Consider the following 18423-nt stretch of genomic DNA (forward strand, 5'->3'; position numbering starts at 1 on the left):
AGGTGTTGCGCGGGTTACCGCACAGGGCCACTGCATCGTGTTTTGACGATTCCCGCAGGGTTGCGTATAGACGGGTCACCAACCCTCCTTGCAAGGAACTGCCAGCCGTGTTTCGTTTGATCCTGTCTTTCTTCGGGGGTATTTTTACCACCCTCACCATGAGCATCGGTATGGTCGCGCTGACCATCGGCGCGGTGTTCTGGATGTATGGCCGCGATCTGCCCAGCCACGAATCCCTTGCGCAATACACGCCCCCGACGATCAGCCGGATTTATTCAGGGCAGGGGCGGTTGATCGACGAATTCGCCAAGGAACGCCGCCTGTTCGCGCCGGCCAACACGATCCCGCCGCTGATCAAACAGGCCTTCATCTCGGCCGAGGACAAGAACTTTTATACTCACGAAGGCTATGACCTGCGCGGCATCGGGGCGGCGGCCATAGATGCGGTGCGCACAAGGGGCAAGGACGTGCGCGGTGCATCGACCATCACGCAGCAGGTGATGAAGAACTTTCTTCTGTCCGGCGACCGTCGGGCTGAACGGAAGATCAAGGAAATCATCCTCGCCGCACGGCTTGAGGAAACGCTGCCCAAGGAAAAGATCCTTGAACTTTATCTGAACGAGATCTTCTTGGGCCAGAACTCCTACGGTGTGGCCGCCGCGTCGCAGACCTATTTCAACAAGACATTGGGGGAACTCGCCCCACACGAGGCTGCGTTCCTTGCCTCGCTGCCCAAAGCGCCGTCCGATTATCACCCCGTGCGCCGCAAGGACCGGTTGCTGGCACGCCGGAACTTCGTGCTGCGCGAGATGAAGGAAAACGGCTATATCACCCCCGCCGTCTACGAGACCGAGGTAGCACAGCCGTTACGGTCGGTGCAGAACGGAGACTTTGAAAGCTTCAAGGCCGAACTGCCGCCACGCGATTACTTTACCGATGAAATCCGCCGCCAACTGTCCGAGAACTTTGGCGAGGGCGAATTCTTTACCGGCGGTCTGACCGTCCGTGCCACCATCGACAACGAGATGCAGCCCATTGCCGCACAATCCTTGCAGCAGCAGCTTGAGGAATATGACCGCGGCATCGGTATCTACCGCGGCACCGGCAAGAAGATCGCGCCCGAAAAGCTGACCACCGAGGCGGATTGGCGCGAAGCCCTGTCTGACACCCGCGTGCCCCGCGACGTCGATCTGGAAAACCCGTGGTATCCCGCCGTGGTGCTGAGCCTGACCAATGACGCCGCCCGCATCGGGATCGAAGGCGTGGACGAGGACGCAGACGGTCATTTCATCCCCGCCAAGGATGTCCAGTGGGCGCGCAAACGTCTTGAGAATGGCAAGCTCGGCAACCGTGCCCAGGTGCCCGCTGACCTGCTTGAGGTCGGCGACGTGGTGCTGGTGCGCCGCATGACGGCGGATAGTGACGGGTCGTTCATCCGCTGGACTTTGCGTCAGATTCCGGAAGTGCAGGGCGGCTTTGTCGCGATGGACGTGAACACAGGGCGCGTGATCGCGATGCAGGGCGGGTTCTCCTATCAGGCGTCGGTGTTCAACCGTGCGACGCAGGCGAAACGCCAGCCGGGGTCGAGCTTCAAGCCCTTTGTCTATGCTGCGGCATTGGACAGCGGCTATACCCCTGCGACCATCGTTGTAGACGCCCCGATCGAGATCAACACACCCCAAGGCATGTGGCGGCCGCGAAACTCGTCGAACAAGTTCTACGGGCCGACGCCGCTGCGGACGGGTATCGAACAGTCGCGGAACCTCATGACCATCCGTCTGGCGCAAGAGGTCGGGATGAACACCGTTGGCAACTATGCCGAACGGTTCGGGGTCTATGACAACCTGTCGCCAGTGCTTGCCAACGCGCTTGGTTCGCAGGAAACGACGCTTTACCAGATGGTGTCGGCCTATGCGATGTTCGCCAATGGCGGCGAGCGAGTGCAGCCGACGCTGGTGGACCGTGTGCAGGACCGCTACGGCCGCACTGTCTACAAACATGATCAGCGGATCTGTAACGATTGCCAGCTTGAAACGCTGGCCCCCGGTGTGGGGCCGCGCATCATCTCTAACCGCGAACGGGTGATGGACCCGATCACGGCCTATCAGCTGACATCGATGATGAAGGGCGTCGTGGATCGCGGTACGGCGCGTGGGGCGGTGAACCTGCCCGTGCCAATCGCGGGCAAGACCGGCACCACCAACGATGCCAAAGACGTCTGGTTCGTCGGCTTCTCAAGCAACATCGTGGCGGGCTGCTATATCGGTTTTGACAATCCGCGCTCGCTGGGGCGTCGTGCCTATGGGGCGGGGATGTGTGGTCCTGTGTTCCAGCGGTTCATGAGCGAAGCGATCAAGAAATACGGCGGCGGCCCCTTCGAAGTGCCCCCCGGCGGTCACTTCATCAAGATCGACCGCTTCACCGGTGCGCGTCTGTCTGACAGCGCCGCAGGCCCCAACGTTGTGGCCGAATACTTCCGCGACGGCGAAGAGCCACTGTTCGGGATCACCTTTGATGGCGGCTTTGCGATGGGTGCGGATCTGCCTCTGGTCGAGGAAGCCGGCGGCGGCGCGCGCGAGGTCACAACCTCTACCGGCAAGAAGGCGCGTGTCGGGCCCAAGGCAAGCTTTGGCAGCATCAACTCTGGTGGGTTGTACTAGGCTCGGCCCCATTCTACAGCGCTTGCCCAAGTTGCGGCGCTGGTCTATTTGAAACGCGGCCCCGGCTATTCGGGGCCGCGATCTATTTAAAGGCAGGATACCATGCGCGCAGATGCACAAAATACAGCGGATAAGATCAGCAAATCGCTGGAGCTGTTGGCACAGCGTCTGGACGTCGAAACCGCGCCATACCGTCTGGAAGAATTCAATGCCCGTGTCGAAGACCCCAATCTGTGGGATGATCCCGATGCTGCGCAAAAACTGATGCGCGACCGTCAGGCGCTGGTCGATTCCATCGCCACCTACGAGGGCATCAAACAAGAGCTGGCCGATAACATCGAACTGATCGAATTGGGCGAGATGGAAGGCGACGACGAAGTCATCGCAGAGGCCGAGACCGCGTTGAAAAAGCTGGCCGAGACAGCCGCCCAGAAAGAGCTGGAAGCGCTGTTGAACGGCGAGGCCGACGGGAATGACACCTTCCTTGAAATCAACGCAGGGGCGGGCGGCACCGAAAGCTGTGACTGGGCCAATATCCTGTCGCGCATGTATGTCCGGTGGGCCGAGAAAAAGGGCTATAAGGTCGAGCTACAGTCCGAAAGCCCCGGCGAAGAGGCGGGGATCAAATCGGCGACCTACAAGATCAGCGGCCCGAATGCCTATGGCTGGCTCAAGTCGGAATCCGGTGTGCACCGTCTGGTGCGGATCAGCCCCTTTGACAGCGCCGCCAAACGGCACACGTCCTTTACCTCTATCTGGGTGTATCCGGTGGTGGACGACAACATTGAAATCGACATCAACCCCAGCGACATCCGCATCGACACCTATCGGTCCTCGGGCGCCGGTGGTCAGCACGTGAACACCACCGACTCGGCCGTGCGGATCACGCACCATCCTACCGGCATCGTCGTGACCAGCTCTGAGAAATCGCAGCACCAGAACCGCGACATCGCGATGAAGGCGCTGAAATCGCGGCTGTATCAGATGGAGCTGGACCGCCGCAACGCGGCCATCAACGAAGCCCATGAAAACAAGGGCGATGCGGGTTGGGGCAACCAGATCCGGTCCTACGTCTTGCAGCCGTACCAGATGGTCAAAGATCTGCGCACCAACTTTGAAACCTCGGATACCAAAGGGGTGCTGGATGGCGACCTTGACGGGTTGATGGGCGCCGCGCTGGCGCTTGCCGTGTCGGGCAAGACCCGCGCCGAGGCGCAAGAAGGCTAAGGCCAAATATCAGGCAACGACGCGCGGGTGGCCTTGTCTCGTGCAGCAGTTTTGCCGGTGCCTCTTGCATACCCCTGCCGCCTTCCGTTCTATGACCCCGAACGGAGGGCTCGGCCATGAACATACTAGACATCGGGGCCTTGGCCCAAGCGGAGGCTTTGGCGAACGGCAGCCTTACGGCGCGTGCTTTGATGGAGGCCACGCTAGAGCGTATCGACGCCGTGAACGGCGCGGTCAATGCCATCGTCGCGCTGCGCCCGCGCGCGGAGCTTCTGGCCGAAGCCGATAGGGCCGATGCCACACCTCGGGTCGGATGGCTGCACGGTATTCCCATTGCGATCAAGGATTTATCTGATGCCAAGGGCTTGCCAACAGCCAAGGGATCACCGTTGTTTGCCGGTACGATTGCCCAGAAGGACAGCGTCTTTGTCGCCCGCATCCGCGCGGCTGGGGCAATCATCATCGGTAAAACCAACACGCCTGAATTCGGCTTGGGCAGCCATACGTTTAATCCCGTCTATGGCCCGACGCGGAACCCCTATGACCACACACGTTCGGCTGGCGGGTCTTCGGGCGGGGCGGCGGCTGCCTTGGCGACGGGGATGCTGAGCATCGCGGACGGGTCCGACATGATGGGCAGCCTGCGCAACCCCGCGGGCTGGAACAACGTCTACGGCATGCGCCCCAGCTGGGGCACAGTACCGGCAGAGCCAGAGGGCGATTTGTTCCTGCATCAGCTGAGCATGGCAGGCCCGATGGCGCGCTGCCCCCGTGATCTGGCGGCCTTACTGGACACGATGACCGGAGAGGACCCCAAACAACCCCTCGGCCTGTCACCCGCGCCGAGCTTGCCGCAGATGGACACCCCGTCGCCCGCGCGCCGTATCGGGTGGCTGGGCGATTGGGGCGGGGCCTTTGCCTATGAAGACGGGATCGAGGACGTGAGCAAAGCGGCCCTGGATCAACTGGCCGCACTGGGGCATCAGGTGACCGCTGTGCCAGCCCCCTTTGACGCAGACGCGATGTGGGACAGCTGGACCACGCTGCGGTCTTTTGCCGTTGCTGCCGGTTTGGGCGCGCTTTACCGCGATCCGGAAACCCGCGACAAGCTCAAGCCCGCCGCCCAATGGGAGATCGAGCGCGGGCTCGGGTTCACGGGGCAGGAGGTGCAGCGCGCCAGCCTGACGCGGTCGGACTGGTATCGCCGTGTCACCGCGCTGTTTGACGAGGTTGACGTGCTGGTGCTGCCTTCGGCGCAGCTTTGGCCCTTTGACGTGGATCAGGTGCATCCGACACAGATCGCCGGACGGGACATGGATACCTATCACCGCTGGATGCAGGTCGTGGTGCCTGCCGGTCTGGTGGGGCTGCCGGTTGTCAATATCCCCGCCGGTTTCGGCGCAGAGGGGCTGCCTGCGGGGCTACAGATGATCGGACCGCGGGGCAGCGATACGGCGCTGCTTCAACTGGCGCAGCAATGGCACGCGGCAACGCAGTGGCCCCAGATGCGCCCGCCGCCGCTGGCGTAGCGGTCATTCAAAGGCGAATTCGGTGCGCAGAAGGTGGCGGTGAAAGGGTTCAAGATCGCTTGCCTCGCACAGCCCCTTTGACCGGGCGGTCCGCAACACGGCCGACGGGGTTTGCGGCAGGTATTCATAGACCAGCCGCGTCGCCCGCAACCCGATCGAATTTTCCGGCACCGTGCGGGTGATGTATCCGACCCAGAAATTATTGTTGAATGACGCGATCCGCCCCAGATAGTTGAACGAAGAGGTCATCGCGCCGCGCCGCGAGGCGATAATGGCGATGCCTTCTTCCTGCTGCAACACCACGCCGCGATATTCGCGCAATTCCGAATGGGTGGGCAGGCTTTGGATGCGCATGGCGTGAGGGGCCTCGTAGCCGCGCAGATAGGTATGGCGGCCACTGCGAAACACCATAACCAATCCCAAGGCGAATTTCTCGGGGTAAAGAAAACTGCGGCGTGAAAACCGGTAGAAACCACTGGGAAACGTGGCTTCGGGCAGGTCCAGCGCGCCCGAAACGATGAAGTCGCCCATGAAATCCGGGGGGGTGGGTTCGATCTTCTTGATCTCTTCCAAGGGCTCTAGAAGGACACGCGCATCAACGTCGAAAAACTTGCACATCCGGTCCAGAATATCTGGGCGCGGAAAGCTTTCACCCGATAGATATCGATTGAACTGCGTGCGATTGATCCCCAGTTCCTGCGCGAGGTAAGTGATGGAGGGGTAACCTACTGAAAGTTTTTTTAAATTTGACCCGAAAATTGTCCTGATATCGGCGGGGTTCGTCATGAAATCAGTCCGTTAAAATTAATTGAACTAAACTTCACAACCTTTGAACGAATTTGCAAGGAGATTTGCACTATATGGCTGTTTAATGACGCTATTCAGCGTCAAATTCCGGTGCGCGCGACACAAATTGATTTCGTAAAGAAATCGACAATTTGTAAAAATGACATGATTATCTCTCATGTCTGCAAGCATCTGGAAGGAACAGTTAAATGTACGGTGTGGTACTTTGGAGCGATGCCCGATCCAACAAAGCTGTGTTCTGGTGCGAGGATCACGGCGACCTTGCATATTTCCAGGGTGACCCCGCGACAGTGAACCAGACGACAAGCTGTTTCGATGCCGGTGATCTTGTCCAGTTCGAGGTCTACCACGAGGCCAAGTTGCGCAAGGCGCTCAACCCCAAGGTCGTGCGATCCAAGGCGGACGCTGATTTGCCGAACAAACTGCTGCGCCATTCCGCCGGCATTACGCGAAAGCAAACAGGCGGCGAGGTGCTTCCATTCCGCCCAAAAGCCGCCCCGCCGGTAGAATTCCGCCATCGCGGTCAGGCCTAGTCCGGCCGGAGCTGGCCAGACCTCAACCTGCCACCTTAGCGTATCAGTCGCCGCGCGACAGGGCTGCCACGCCCGTCCGTGCCACGGACACCAGCCCCAAGGGGCGCATCAATTCGGCAAATGCGTCAATCTTCTCGGGCGCGCCGGTGATCTCGAATACGAATGTTTCCAAGGTGCTATCGACAACGTTGGCGCGGAAGATATCCGCAAGACGCAGGGCTTCGACCCGTTTGTCGCCGGTGCCATTCACCTTGAACATCGCAAGCTCACGCTCGACCACGGGGCCTTCGACGGTCAGGTCATGCACCTCGTGTACCGGCACAATCCGCCCCAGCTGCGCCTTGATCTGCTCGATCACCTGCGGCGTGCCCGAAGTGACGATTGTGATGCGGCTAAGGTGGCCTGTGTGGTCAACCTCTGCCACGGTAAGGCTGTCGATGTTGTATCCACGGCCCGAAAACAGACCGATGACGCGCGCCAGCACGCCGGGTTCGTTCTCGACCAGTACGGCCAGCGTGTGGCGTTCGATCACATCCGAGAAATTGGGACGTAGGTTATAGGCGGAATGGCTGTTGGAGCCTTTTTTGATCTTTAGGGCTGACATGACACTGTCCTTCTAAGATTTGTTCAAACTCGGCGCGCGACCCCGCGCCGATGTGTTTCCTTGTGCCGTTGGCGGCTTAGACCAACACCGATCCTTTGGCGTCGATCACACCTTGCGTGTCGACACCGGCCAGCATCATGTCGTTATGCGCTTTGCCCGACGGGATCATCGGGAAACAGTTTTCGTGTTTTTCCACCAGACAGTCAAAGATCACCGGACCGTCATAATCGAGCATCTCCATGATCGCGTCGTCCAGATCGTCGGGGTCCGAACAGATGATCCCCTTGGCCCCGAAGGCTTCGGCCAGCTTGACGAAATCGGGGAGGGATTCAGACCAGCTTTGGGAATAGCGCTCGCCGTGCAGCAGCTCTTGCCACTGGCGGACCATGCCGAGGCGTTCGTTGTTCAGGATGAACTGTTTCACCGGCAGGCCGTATTGCATGGCGGTACCCATTTCCTGCATGTTCATCAGCCAAGACGCTTCGCCCGCAACGTTGATGACCAACGCGTCAGGATGCGCCATCTGCACGCCGATGGACGCAGGGAAGCCATAGCCCATGGTCCCCAGCCCACCAGAGGTCATCCAGCGGTTCGGATCCTCGAAACCAAGGTATTGCGCGGCCCACATCTGGTGCTGGCCCACTTCGGTGGTGACATAGCGGTCACGCCCCTTGGTCAGCGCCTCAAGTCGCGAGAGCGCGTATTGCGGTTTGATGATCTTGCCTTTTTGCTCGAACTTTAGGCAGTCAACGTTGCGCCATTCCTCGATCTTCTTCCACCATTTGCCAACGGCTTCGGTGTTTGTCTTGCGGCCGCGCGATTTCCAGACCTTCAGCAGGTCTTCCAGCACATGGCCCACGTCGCCGACGATAGGGATGTCCACGCGGATGATCTTGTTGATCGACGAGGGGTCGATGTCGATATGCGCTTTCTTGGATTTCGGGCTGAACATGTCGACAACGCCGGTGATCCGGTCGTCGAAGCGCGCGCCGATGTTGATCATCAGATCGCAGTCGTGCATCGCCATATTGGCCTCGTAAAGACCATGCATCCCGAGCATCCCCAACCATTTGTCACCCGACGCCGGATAGCTGCCAAGCCCCATCAAGGTGGAGGTGATGGGAAAGCCTGTCGCCTCGACCAATTCGCGCAGCAGTTGCGACGCCGCAGGGCCGGAGTTGATGACGCCGCCGCCGGTATAGAAAATCGGGCGCTTGGCGGTTTCGATGGCGGCCACCAGTTCGGTGATCTCGGTCATGTCGCCTTTGACGGGCGGCTGGTAATGCGAGGTGGATGGCTTCTTGGGCGTGTATTCCCCCGTGGCGAATTGCACGTCTTTCGGGATGTCGACCAGAACGGGGCCGGGGCGCCCGCTGGTGGCCACGTGGAACGCCTCGTGCAGGACGCCGCCCAGCTTGTCGGTCTCTTTCACCAGCCAGTTGTGCTTGGTGCAGGGGCGGGTGATGCCCACGGTATCGGCCTCTTGAAACGCGTCAGAGCCGATCATGAAGGTCGGCACCTGACCTGTCAGGACAACCAGTGGAATGGAATCGAGCAAGGCATCCGTCAGGCCGGTCACCGCATTGGTGGCACCGGGGCCCGAGGTTACAAGCACAACGCCCGGTTTTCCGGTCGAGCGCGCATAGCCTTCGGCGGCATGCACCGCCCCTTGTTCGTGACGCACCAGCACGTGTTTGATGCTGTTTTGTTGGAACACCTCGTCATAGATCGGTAGGACAGCGCCGCCGGGATAGCCAAATACGGTATCGACACCCTGATCAATCAGGGCTTGAACGATCATTTTCGCTCCGGTCATTTTACGTGTCATCTTGGTGCTCCGTCAGGCGGTGGTTTATCAAAAAATACGTTGCGCAAAAAAAAGCCCCCGATTTTGACGGGGGCGCATGGTGACTATTATGGTCTGCCGTTACCGGCCCATGCGCGTGTGTCTTAGAATGACGACGATATCTGTCAAAGCTAGATCTGTCATAGCCAAAGGCCCCTCATTGCGTGCATGGACATTATGAGCGCCACAAAGGGGCGTCAATGCCCTATTGTCGATAAAAGTGTCGCTAGATGCGAATAATCTTTTCATTTATTGCGCGAAATCCTGAATTTTCTAATTTTTGCAAAATCGAAGGCATTTCTTGGGCCGATATCAGCTAGAGTCGCACTCCGGTTCCTTGCAGCACGCCGTGTTCCATCGCGTAGCGCGTCAGCCCTGCGGTGGAAGAGATGCCAAGCTTGCGCTTGATATTCTTGCGGTGGGTTTCGACGGTGCGCACAGAGATATCCAAGGTTTGCGCGACCTCTTTGTTGGATTTCCCCTGTGCCAGTTGCAGCAGGATCGTCTGTTCGCGTTCGGTCAGGGATTCACGCGCGGCGTCCTTGGGTTCAAGCGAGCCTTGCGCGCCGGTGCATAGATACCGTTCGCCGCGCATCACCGTATCGATCGCCAGCTTGATCTCGTCCGTCGGCACATCCTTGAGGATATACCCCATGGCGCCGTGGCTCAGCGCCGAAGAGATATATTCGGGGTTATCATGCATCGACAGGATCACGATGCGGGTGTCGGGCTGGCGTTCCAGCAAGATCTCGGTCGCGGACAGCCCGCCGATCTCTGGCATGTTGAGGTCCATGAGGATCACATCGGGGTCCAGTTCCACGACGCTCTCGATCGCGGCGCGGCCATTGGGCAGACAGCCGACCACATTGATATCGTCATAGCTTTCAAGAATGGACTGGATGCCTTCGGCGACCATCGGGTGATCGTCCACGATCATCACTTTGATCAACTCGGGCGGCTGGGTGTCTGAAAGGGTCATGGGGCAGCTTTCGGGAAGGGGCATATCAGGGCTTAGGGCAGGGCGGTTGGCGGCGGGCGCAGCATATGGGTAAGCGGGACGGTGGCGGTAATCTCGGTGCCGCCTTGGGCAGAGCTTTGCATGGTCAGCGTACCGTCTAGCTGTTCTATCCTCTCTTGCATATTGCGCAGGCCCAACCCTCCGGCGGTGGAGCGTGTCTTGGCCAGCCCCAGCCCGTTGTCAGAGATCGACAGCGTCGCGCCCTGTCGGTGACCGCGCAGATCGACGATAACTTCGGTGGCGCGTGCGTGGCGTTCGATATTGGTCAGCGCCTCTTGCGCGATCCGGTAGAGCGCGATCTTGGCCTCGTCGTCCAGGCGGTTGCGGAATACCACGGTATCGAAGCGGCATTGAATACCGGTGCGTAGGGCGAATTGTTCGACCAGCGTTTTCAGCGCGGGACCAAGGCCGAGATCATCCAGAATACTGGGGCGCAGGTCGCGGCTGATGCGGCGCACTTCGGCGATGGACTGTGCAAGGCTGTCGATCCCCTTTGCCAAAGGCTCTGCCGCGCGGGCGTCGCCCCTTTCCAGCCGGCGTCGCGCGTTGTCGAGCGCATAGCGCACCCCCACCAGGATCTGGCTGATACCATCATGCAGTTCGCGCGCCACGCGGCCGCGCTCTTCCTCTTGGGCGTCAAATACCCGCTGCGTCAGCTTTTTGAGCTTTGCATCCGCAAGCCGCCGTTCACGCAGGTTGACCAGCATGCCCGTGCCAAACACCAGCAGCAGAGCGGTCACCGTAATAACGCCGATATAGAAGAACGTGCGCTGCACCCGCGCCTGCACATCGGATCGCGCCGCGGCCCCGCTGGCAAGCACGTCGTCGATGAACACACCCGTCCCCACGGCCCACTGCCAACTGGGGAAAGAGGTGACATAGGTAATCATCTGCGCATCCTCTCCGGTAGAGGGTTTGGGCCACATATAGGTGTGATACCCGCCGCCACTGCGTGCGATGCGGATCAGCTCGTCCACCACGGGCGTGCCGTTGCTATCCGTCTCGCCAGCAAAGTTGCGGTTGATCCGGTCGGTCTGGCGCGGGCTGACAAGGGCGGTGCCGTCGTAGTCATAGACAAAGAACTGACCTTCCTCGCCGTAGATCATCGCCGCGAGGATCTGCGCCACCTGCGATTTCGCCGCCCCGTCATCAGGAGAGGCGGACCCGTAAACAAAGTAGAACCCGTTGCGCGCCTGTGTCACATAATTGCGCAGCTCTACCTTCTTGGCGTCCAGCAACTGCTGTTCGAGCGTTGAAATCTCGCGGTCGGCCACCGCGCGCGCCTGCAGTGCCACGACAAAGGCAATCGCCGTCACCGCCAGCACAAGCGGCACAGAGGCGATGAGCGTCAGCTTTTGGGCGTAGGTGGGGGCGATGAGGAAAGACGGGCGGCGCATGCAGCGCTGATACTGGGAAATCCACGCGAATCAAAGTGCTAGATGCAGTCACAATTCACCCGCTATACGCGTGTATGCACAACATATGGCAGGTGCGGCGGGACATTTGCCGCATATTTGGGCGGTAAATATATGTGCTCTACGTAGTAGTTGGTATTTTCAACGTCCCGCTTTTGCGTAGAGTAAATGACACTTGAAATGACCCGCGCGCATAAAATGAAGCGCGGGCACCCTCATATAACTCGGGAGGAGTATCCAATATGGACCGTCGTTCATTTCTGAAGACATCCGCGCTTGGCGGGTCTGCCGCCGCTGCATCGACACTGGCCGCACCGCTTTACGCCCAAGGCAAACGCACGCTGACAATGGTCACCGCATGGCCCCGTGGCTTTGCCGTGCTTGATGACGCCGCGACCTACCTCAACAACATGGTTAACGAGATGTCTGACGGCACGTTGACCATCGAAAAGAAAGCCCCGGGCGAACTCGTCGGCGCGTTCGAGGTCTTTGACGCTGTTTCCTCCGGTCAGGCGGATATGTATCACGCGGCTGACTACTACTTCATCGGCCAGCACCCCGGTCTGGCGTATTTCACCGCCGTGCCATTCGGTGCCACAGCACAAGAGCTGACCAACTGGTATCTGCACGGTGGCGGCCATGACCTGCACAATCAGATCGGTGAAATCTTCAACATGAAGATGTTCCTCGCCGGTAACTCCGGTTCGCAGTCCGGTGGCTGGTTCCGCAAGGAAATCAACTCTGCCGCGGACTTCAACGGCCTGAAATTCCGTATGCCCGGTCTGGGTGGCAAGGTGCTGGGTAAACTGGGCGCGTCTGTTCAGAACATCCCCGGTGGCGAACTGTATCAGGCGCTGTCCTCCGGCGCGCTTGACGGGCTCGAGTGGGTTGGCCCCTTCGCGGATGAGCGCGCGGGCTTCCAGGAAGTCGCCAAGATCTACTATACCGCTGGTTTCCACGAGCCAGGGTCGGGCCTGACTGCATCGGTCAACCTCGACGTGTTCAACGACCTGACACCGGCGCAGCAGAAGATCATCGAATATGCATCGATGGCGACCACGCACACCGGTCTGGCCGAAACACTGGCCAACAACGGTGCCGCCTTGGCGCGTCTGCAGCAGCAGGGCGTGAAAACCATGCAGTTCCCCGATGATGTCTGGGATGCATTCGGTGCGGCCTCCAAAGAGGTTATGGACGAGAACATGGACGACTCCCTGTTCGCCGACATCCGCAACAGCTTTGAATCCTCGCTGTCCGCATCGGCTGAATGGCTGTCCAAATCCGACGCCTACTATGTCGAACAGCGCCAGCGCGTTCTGGGCAAAATGTAAGCCATCCCCACGGGATGACAGGGGGGCTGCCTTTGGGCGGCCCCACACGCGACTTTGCGATCCGGAACACGGGCGCGCAAAGCGAGGATAATTTTCGCACCAAGCCCACACTGAAACCGGGCGGGCGAAGGGGGGATATCAATGGCAGAAGATGCAGTATGCGCTGGATTTTTCCGCGCGGCGGAAGGGGCCAAGATCAGCTGCTTGGATCAGTTCCAAGAAGGCAACCTGATCAGCTTCATTCTGGGCAACCTACTTGAAGCGTTCTACAATTTCTTTGCAGCGGTGCTGAACCCGTCCATGTGGCTGGACTGGTCCAACAGCGAAGCCTTGATGCGGTTCATCTATTACGGTGCCTCGGTAGAGCTGTTCTTTGTCTTGCTCGTCGGACTGCTAATTGTCACGGCTGTCGGCATCTGGAAACGCAGCTTTATGTGGGCCTGTGTGCGCGGGCTTGAAGGCTTCGCCAATGTCACCGGGCGTTTCTTTGCTTGGGCCGGGCTTTTGATGGTGCTGCAACAGATCATCATCGTCTTCATGCAACGTATTTTCACCCGGCCTGATATCTCTATCGGCTTTGGTATTCCGCTGCAATTCGACATCAGCTGGTTTGCGGAAGAGTTGAAGCTTTTCAACGCGTTGGTCGTCTGTCTTTGTGTGTCCTACACCTTTGTACAAGGCGGGCACGTGCGCGTTGACCTTTTCTATGCCGGCGCAAAATTCCGCACCAAGCGCGTGATCGACATGTTCGGCGCGCTGTTCTTCATGATCCCCTTTGCGATTGTCACATGGCTTTATGGCTGGTTCTTCCTGTGGCGCCATCTGGTGACACCGAACCCATCGGCCTCTGACCGGTTGGAGCTGCTGCTGCGCAAGGCGCGCTTGCTCAAGTGGAACGTGGAAACCATCGGCTTTTCGCCCAACGGGTTCAACGGCTACTTCTTGTTCAAGATCCTGCTGTGCGCCTTCTGCGCAATGGTGATCTTGCAAGCAATATCAGTGTTTTATCGCGCTTTGTTGGAGTTCCGTGAAGGGCCTGAAAGCGAAGATAAATATCTCGACCGCGATACGTTGGGCGAGGGCGAAGAAGCCTATGAGGGCACACATTAATTCAAGGGGCGTCCCATGCTATTTGGTCTCGACGGGGTCGAAATTGGCCTGATCATTGTTTTTGCCTGCCTCTTTGGCGGCATCCTGTCCGGTTTCCCGGTGGCCTTTGCCATCGGCGGTGCTGGCATCATCTCTTTCGGTATCATCGCCGCACTCGATAGTGCGGGTCTGATGGTGCATCAGGCGATTGACCAATCGTCGCAAGCCTATCGCGATCTGGTGAACTCGGGCGTTCCCAATGACGCGGTATCGAAATTCCGCTATCCGGAGTTGCCGCTGATCGGTGAATCGGTCTTCCCCCAAGGCTGGGAAGTCGCGCTGGACCGGAACGTCAGCTTTATCGTGAACCGTATGAACGAACGCGTTCTGGCGGGGCAGTCGATCGAGACCTTGCTGGCGGTTCTGATGTTCGTTCTGATGGGCATCACGCTTGAACGATCGAAGATCGCGAACGACCTGTTGACCACGATGGCGCGCGTCTTTGGCCCGCTGCCCGGTGGTTTGGCGGTGTCGATTGTGGTTGTGGGCGCGTTTCTTGCGGCGTCCACCGGGATCGTGGGCGCGACGGTTGTCACCATGGGGCTGCTGGCGCTGCCGACCATGTTGCGCAACAACTATTCGCCTGAAATCGCGACAGGTGTCATCGCAGCCTCCGGTACTTTGGGCCAGATCATTCCGCCGTCCATCGTTATCGTTCTTCTGGGCACTTTGGCTGGCGATCTATACTCCGCCGCCCAGGAAGCGCGTGCCACGGCTGTAGGCTGTACCGATGCGCTGACCTACCTTGGCCAGCCTGCGGTTGTTTCTGTGGGGACGCTGTTTCAGGCCGCGCTGCTGCCGGGGATCATGCTGGCGCTGCTTTATGCGCTTTACGCCTTTGTCTATGCGCTGCTGAACCCTGAAAAGGCTCCCGCCGTGCCGATGGGGGCAACCAACGCCGAACCCATCACGCGGGGCGAAGGCTTTACCTGGTTCCTTGGCATGCCAGCCCTGCTGATCGTGGGCACGATTGTTCTGGGCAACCTTGGCATCGTGGGCAGCCAGTCGACTGTTGTGTCCAGCTTTAGCGACATCGGGCAGGGAGCGAGCTTGCGCACCAACGTAGGCGAGGCCTGTCAGGCCGCGATGATCGAACTGCACGGGCAAAGCGCATGGGATCAAGCGGTGACCGAGCAAGCCGCGATCGAGGCGGCGGGCGGTCAACAGGCCAGCGAAAAGCTGACCGAAGAAGCGCTGGCCGCCAAGCAGGCTGAAAAGATCGCCAATGCCGCCCCGATCGGGACCGGTGTTGCGATCATCCTGATCCTGATGGCACTGGTCATGACGACCGCGCGCGGTGTCGCCCCATCGGCGGACAAACGGCCGCTGATCATCGGTGGCATCGGTCTGGTGTTGACACTGCTGGTCGATATCCTGCTGGTCGGTCCGGCCACGTCCTCGGGCACGATGGTGCTGCTGATGGCGCTGCCTTTCGTGGCTGTCATGTATGGCGTGGTCTATGCGCTGAAGCTTTGCGCCGGTAACGAGCTGATCCGCGTGGTCTTCCCGCCGCTGGTCCTGATCGTTGCGGTACTGGGGTCAATCCTTGGCGGGATCACCAACCCGACGCCCGCTGCGGCCTTGGGGGCAGGTGGCGCGATCATGCTGGCCGCCTATCGCAAGCTCAAGGATATGGACCGGTCGCCCAAGGTGATCCTCTGGTCAACCCTGGCCATCCTGATCGCGATCCTTGTCGGCGTGAACTTTGACCTGCGCATCAACCAAGAGGGCGTGAGCGTCGAAAGCTGGTTTGCCTTCTTCGTCGCCTATGGCGCGTATCTATACGCGGTGTTCGGTTTGCTGTTCTCGTGCTGGATCCTCTATACTTCGGGCGTGCTGAGCCCCGTGGTCCGCGAGACGGCCAAGGTGACCTCGATGGTGTTTACCATCCTGATCGGGTCGCAGTTGCTGAACCTTGTGGTGATCTCCTTTGGTGGCGAACACTACATCCAGCAGTGGCTGAAAAGCTTCGACAACGAGCTGACGGTCTTCCTGATCGTGATGCTGGTGCTCTTTGTGCTGGGCTTCGTGCTCGACTTTCTCGAGATCATCTACATCGTGATCCCGATCGTCGGGCCGGTGATCTACGGCGGCACCTTCGACCCGAAGTGGGTGACGATCATGATTGCGGTGAACCTGCAAACGTCGTTCCTGACACCGCCCTTCGGCTTCGCGCTCTTCTACCTGCGCGGCGTGGCCCCGGCGAGCGTCACCACCTCGCATATCTACCGCGGGATCATTCCTTTCGTCTTGATCCAGGTCGGAGCACTGGCGCTGTTGTGGATGTTCCCGGTCATCGTGACCATCGTGCCGGACCTGATCCCCAACTGATCGGGGGTCAGGCCTCCACAAAAACAAAAGGCACCCCCGCGGGGTGCCTTTTTCGTTTCAGCGGATGACAGCGGTTCAATACGCCGCAGCGCTACGGTTTACCCTTTGGTCGGGCTCAGATCGGGGAGGGCGATATTGGCCACCTGTTCGGCAATCGGGTCCGTGTTCAGCGGATGCTGTTCGGGTTCGAAATCATCGGGGTTGCGCATCTTCTGCCACGCGCCGCCCATATAGACCTCAAGCCCCGAGAACTTGGCCTTATAGCCCATCTTGGGGCTGCCGGGCACCCAATAGCCCAGATATACATAAGGCAGACCCGCCGCACGGGCGATTTCGATGTGGTCAAGGATGATGTAATTGCCCAACCCGTCACGGGGCCGGTCAGGGCTGTAGAACGAATAGACCATGCTCACCCCGTCATCGAGCACATCCGTCAGGCAGACGCCAATCAACTCGCGGGTTTGGGTATCGGTATATTCGATCACACGGCTGCGGATCGGGGTTTCCTCGATCATCGCGGCGAATTCGAAGACATCCATATCGGCCATGCCACCGTCTGCATGGCGGCTGTCAAGATAGGTGCGGAAGAGGTCATATTGCTCTTCCGTAGCCCAAGGCGACGTCGCCCGCCGCGTCAGTCCCGCGTTGCGCTTGATCGTGCGCTTCTGGCTTTTGCTGGGGGTAAAGTCGGCCACGTTGATGCGCGCCGACAGACAGGCCGCACAATCCGTGCAAGACGGGCGATACAGTACATTCTGCGACCGCCGGAAGCCTTGCCCCGACAAGCTGTTGTTCAGCTTGGTCGCGGAGTCGCCCTGCAGCGCGGTGAACAGTTTACGTTCCATCCGGCCGTCGAGATACGGGCAGGGCTGGGGCGCAGTCACATAGAACTGCGGAGCGATGGGAAGTGTATGGCGCATGAAAATCCGTTGTTGTTCGGAGGAAATTCTAACAACTGGTCCGAAGCGCGCCAAGCACAAGTTTGGGTCAGTTCACGCTTTCGACACGACGGTTCAGCGGGACTGTGCCGAGGATCACGTCGCTCAGGCTCTGATGGCGCGAGGTGGCGCAGATCAGAATGATCGAAATCACCTGCAAAGGCATCATGGCAACGCTGACCGTATAGCCCGAAGTATGCAAGAACGCAGAGGCCAGATCCAGCGGTTCATCGCGCGCCGTGCGCAATTCCATGCCGAACAGACGCATGCCCCAGGTGGCCGACCCGCTGGCAAGCGTCGCGACACGGTAGGTAAAGCCCACCATCAGCATCAGCAGCGGGAAAAAGAACAGGCCGGTGAAGGCGGTGAACGGCAGGATCAACACGCTGGCGATCAACACCAGCAGGGCGTCAACAACCCAAGCCATGAACCGCTTGGTCGGAATACCGCTATAGAATTCAGGCTGGTCGAATGGATCGGGGGTGGTGGGGGTCATCATGTCCTGTCCCTTGTGAATATCGGCCCCCCGCTAAGGCGGAGGGGGTGTTGATTGAACGCGCAGGCTTTAGGCCTTTTGCGCATCATCGTCGTTTTTGGAGCCTTCGGCCATGAACTGGTCGAACTCTGCCTTGTCCTTGGCTTCGCGCAGACGGCTCAGGAAGGCTTCAAAATTGGTTTGCTCTTCCTCCAGACGGGCCAGGGTGTCGGCCTTATAGGCATCAAAGGCGGCGTTTCCGGTTGAACGTCCGGTGATAGACCCACGGCGGGCGCGTTTGCTGCAAGACGAAGATTTAAACATGCGTTTGCTCCAGATCATATAGGCAAGAAGGGCAAGGCCAAGCGGCCAGAAAAGAATGAAACCGACAACCATGGCGGCGATCCAGGCACCTTTGCCCTTGTCGTCAAGAAAGTCCTCGGTACGGCCCAGCCAACTGCGTTGTGCGGTGTAGGTGGGTGCATAGGTCTGTGTCATCAAGTTCCCTTTCGGTCAGAGTGTGGTGGCCCTGAACGCTGCGGGCCGGTGCGGTGGCGGGC

Annotated in this window: 15 protein-coding genes; 7 read left to right on the forward strand and 8 right to left on the reverse strand. The window is 59.4% G+C overall.

Features of this window, described 5'->3' with window-relative positions:
* Positions 1-107 precede the first annotated feature (107 nt).
* The 3 genes from C1J04_RS09165 to C1J04_RS09175 all read left to right on the forward strand — a co-directional run bounded on the left by C1J04_RS09165 (position 108) and on the right by C1J04_RS09175 (position 5416).
* A complete protein-coding gene (locus tag C1J04_RS09165) occupies positions 108-2660 on the forward strand; it encodes a penicillin-binding protein 1A (RefSeq protein WP_114865347.1) in 2553 nt (850 codons plus the stop codon).
* 102 nt (positions 2661-2762) lie between these two features.
* Positions 2763-3887 carry a peptide chain release factor 2 gene (prfB, locus tag C1J04_RS09170; RefSeq protein ID WP_009826942.1) on the forward strand — a complete coding sequence of 375 codons (1125 nt, stop codon included), beginning with the start codon at positions 2763-2765 and terminating at the stop codon, positions 3885-3887.
* A 116-nt stretch (positions 3888-4003) separates the two neighbouring features.
* Entirely contained in the window at positions 4004-5416 is a 1413-nt protein-coding gene (locus tag C1J04_RS09175) for an amidase (protein WP_009826943.1), read from the forward strand.
* Positions 5417-5419: 3 nt separating this feature from the next.
* Here C1J04_RS09175 and C1J04_RS09180 read toward each other — a convergent pair whose 3' ends face one another.
* Positions 5420-6202, reverse strand: a complete 783-nt coding sequence (locus tag C1J04_RS09180; RefSeq protein WP_009826944.1) for a helix-turn-helix domain-containing protein — start codon at positions 6200-6202, stop codon at positions 5420-5422.
* Positions 6203-6411: 209 nt separating this feature from the next.
* On the opposite strand from C1J04_RS09180, the gene C1J04_RS09185 reads away from it, so the two are divergent.
* Complete coding sequence (locus tag C1J04_RS09185) at positions 6412-6756, forward strand: hypothetical protein (RefSeq protein WP_009826945.1); 345 nt, start codon at positions 6412-6414, stop codon at positions 6754-6756.
* Positions 6757-6799: 43 nt separating this feature from the next.
* Here the strand turns inward: C1J04_RS09185 and ilvN are convergent, their stop codons facing one another.
* The 4 genes from ilvN to C1J04_RS09205 form a co-directional block, all read right to left on the reverse strand.
* On the reverse strand, positions 6800-7360 hold the full coding sequence (gene ilvN / locus C1J04_RS09190; RefSeq protein WP_009826946.1) for an acetolactate synthase small subunit: 561 nt from the start codon (positions 7358-7360) through the stop codon (positions 6800-6802).
* Between the two features lie 76 nt (positions 7361-7436).
* Positions 7437-9188, reverse strand: coding sequence for an acetolactate synthase 3 large subunit (locus tag C1J04_RS09195; protein ID WP_037944177.1), 1752 nt, complete (start codon positions 9186-9188; stop codon positions 7437-7439).
* 334 nt (positions 9189-9522) lie between these two features.
* The gene (locus C1J04_RS09200) at positions 9523-10185 is read right to left on the reverse strand and encodes a response regulator transcription factor (RefSeq protein WP_009826948.1); all 663 of its coding nucleotides are present in this window, start codon (positions 10183-10185) and stop codon (positions 9523-9525) included.
* Between the two features lie 32 nt (positions 10186-10217).
* Complete coding sequence (locus C1J04_RS09205) at positions 10218-11621, reverse strand: cache domain-containing protein (RefSeq protein WP_009826949.1); 1404 nt, start codon at positions 11619-11621, stop codon at positions 10218-10220.
* Between the two features lie 260 nt (positions 11622-11881).
* On the opposite strand from C1J04_RS09205, the gene C1J04_RS09210 reads away from it, so the two are divergent.
* The 3 genes from C1J04_RS09210 to C1J04_RS09220 all read left to right on the forward strand — a co-directional run bounded on the left by C1J04_RS09210 (position 11882) and on the right by C1J04_RS09220 (position 16450).
* Positions 11882-12970 carry a TRAP transporter substrate-binding protein gene (locus tag C1J04_RS09210; protein WP_005853304.1) on the forward strand — a complete coding sequence of 363 codons (1089 nt, stop codon included), beginning with the start codon at positions 11882-11884 and terminating at the stop codon, positions 12968-12970.
* A 141-nt stretch (positions 12971-13111) separates the two neighbouring features.
* Entirely contained in the window at positions 13112-14080 is a 969-nt protein-coding gene (locus C1J04_RS09215) for a TRAP transporter small permease subunit (protein WP_009826950.1), read from the forward strand.
* Positions 14081-14095: 15 nt separating this feature from the next.
* The gene (locus C1J04_RS09220; RefSeq protein WP_009826951.1) at positions 14096-16450 is read left to right on the forward strand and encodes a TRAP transporter large permease; all 2355 of its coding nucleotides are present in this window, start codon (positions 14096-14098) and stop codon (positions 16448-16450) included.
* 98 nt (positions 16451-16548) lie between these two features.
* Here C1J04_RS09220 and C1J04_RS09225 read toward each other — a convergent pair whose 3' ends face one another.
* From C1J04_RS09225 to C1J04_RS09235, 3 genes are all read right to left on the reverse strand, one after another.
* Positions 16549-17370, reverse strand: a complete 822-nt coding sequence (locus C1J04_RS09225) for an arginyltransferase (protein WP_005853310.1) — start codon at positions 17368-17370, stop codon at positions 16549-16551.
* A 67-nt stretch (positions 17371-17437) separates the two neighbouring features.
* Positions 17438-17884, reverse strand: a complete 447-nt coding sequence (locus C1J04_RS09230) for an RDD family protein (RefSeq protein ID WP_005853312.1) — start codon at positions 17882-17884, stop codon at positions 17438-17440.
* A 69-nt stretch (positions 17885-17953) separates the two neighbouring features.
* Positions 17954-18361 carry a DUF2852 domain-containing protein gene (locus C1J04_RS09235; protein ID WP_009826953.1) on the reverse strand — a complete coding sequence of 136 codons (408 nt, stop codon included), beginning with the start codon at positions 18359-18361 and terminating at the stop codon, positions 17954-17956.
* Positions 18362-18423 lie beyond the last annotated feature (62 nt).

The sequence above is a fragment of the Sulfitobacter sp. SK025 genome (assembly GCF_003352105.1).
Classification (GTDB): Bacteria; Pseudomonadota; Alphaproteobacteria; order Rhodobacterales; family Rhodobacteraceae; genus Sulfitobacter; species Sulfitobacter pontiacus.

Coding starts and splice junctions, on each gene's coding strand:
- C1J04_RS09215 (WP_009826950.1), top strand. CDS start 13,112: ATGGCAGAAGATGCAGTATGCGCTGGATTTTTCCGCGCGGCGGAAGGG.
- ilvN (WP_009826946.1), bottom strand. CDS start 7,360: ATGTCAGCCCTAAAGATCAAAAAAGGCTCCAACAGCCATTCCGCCTAT.
- C1J04_RS09175 (WP_009826943.1), top strand. CDS start 4,004: ATGAACATACTAGACATCGGGGCCTTGGCCCAAGCGGAGGCTTTGGCG.
- C1J04_RS09185 (WP_009826945.1), top strand. CDS start 6,412: ATGTACGGTGTGGTACTTTGGAGCGATGCCCGATCCAACAAAGCTGTG.
- C1J04_RS09200 (WP_009826948.1), bottom strand. CDS start 10,185: ATGACCCTTTCAGACACCCAGCCGCCCGAGTTGATCAAAGTGATGATC.
- prfB (WP_009826942.1), top strand. CDS start 2,763: ATGCGCGCAGATGCACAAAATACAGCGGATAAGATCAGCAAATCGCTG.
- C1J04_RS09195 (WP_037944177.1), bottom strand. CDS start 9,188: ATGACACGTAAAATGACCGGAGCGAAAATGATCGTTCAAGCCCTGATT.
- C1J04_RS09205 (WP_009826949.1), bottom strand. CDS start 11,621: ATGCGCCGCCCGTCTTTCCTCATCGCCCCCACCTACGCCCAAAAGCTG.
- C1J04_RS09230 (WP_005853312.1), bottom strand. CDS start 17,884: ATGACCCCCACCACCCCCGATCCATTCGACCAGCCTGAATTCTATAGC.
- C1J04_RS09225 (WP_005853310.1), bottom strand. CDS start 17,370: ATGCGCCATACACTTCCCATCGCTCCGCAGTTCTATGTGACTGCGCCC.
- C1J04_RS09220 (WP_009826951.1), top strand. CDS start 14,096: ATGCTATTTGGTCTCGACGGGGTCGAAATTGGCCTGATCATTGTTTTT.
- C1J04_RS09180 (WP_009826944.1), bottom strand. CDS start 6,202: ATGACGAACCCCGCCGATATCAGGACAATTTTCGGGTCAAATTTAAAA.
- C1J04_RS09210 (WP_005853304.1), top strand. CDS start 11,882: ATGGACCGTCGTTCATTTCTGAAGACATCCGCGCTTGGCGGGTCTGCC.
- C1J04_RS09235 (WP_009826953.1), bottom strand. CDS start 18,361: ATGACACAGACCTATGCACCCACCTACACCGCACAACGCAGTTGGCTG.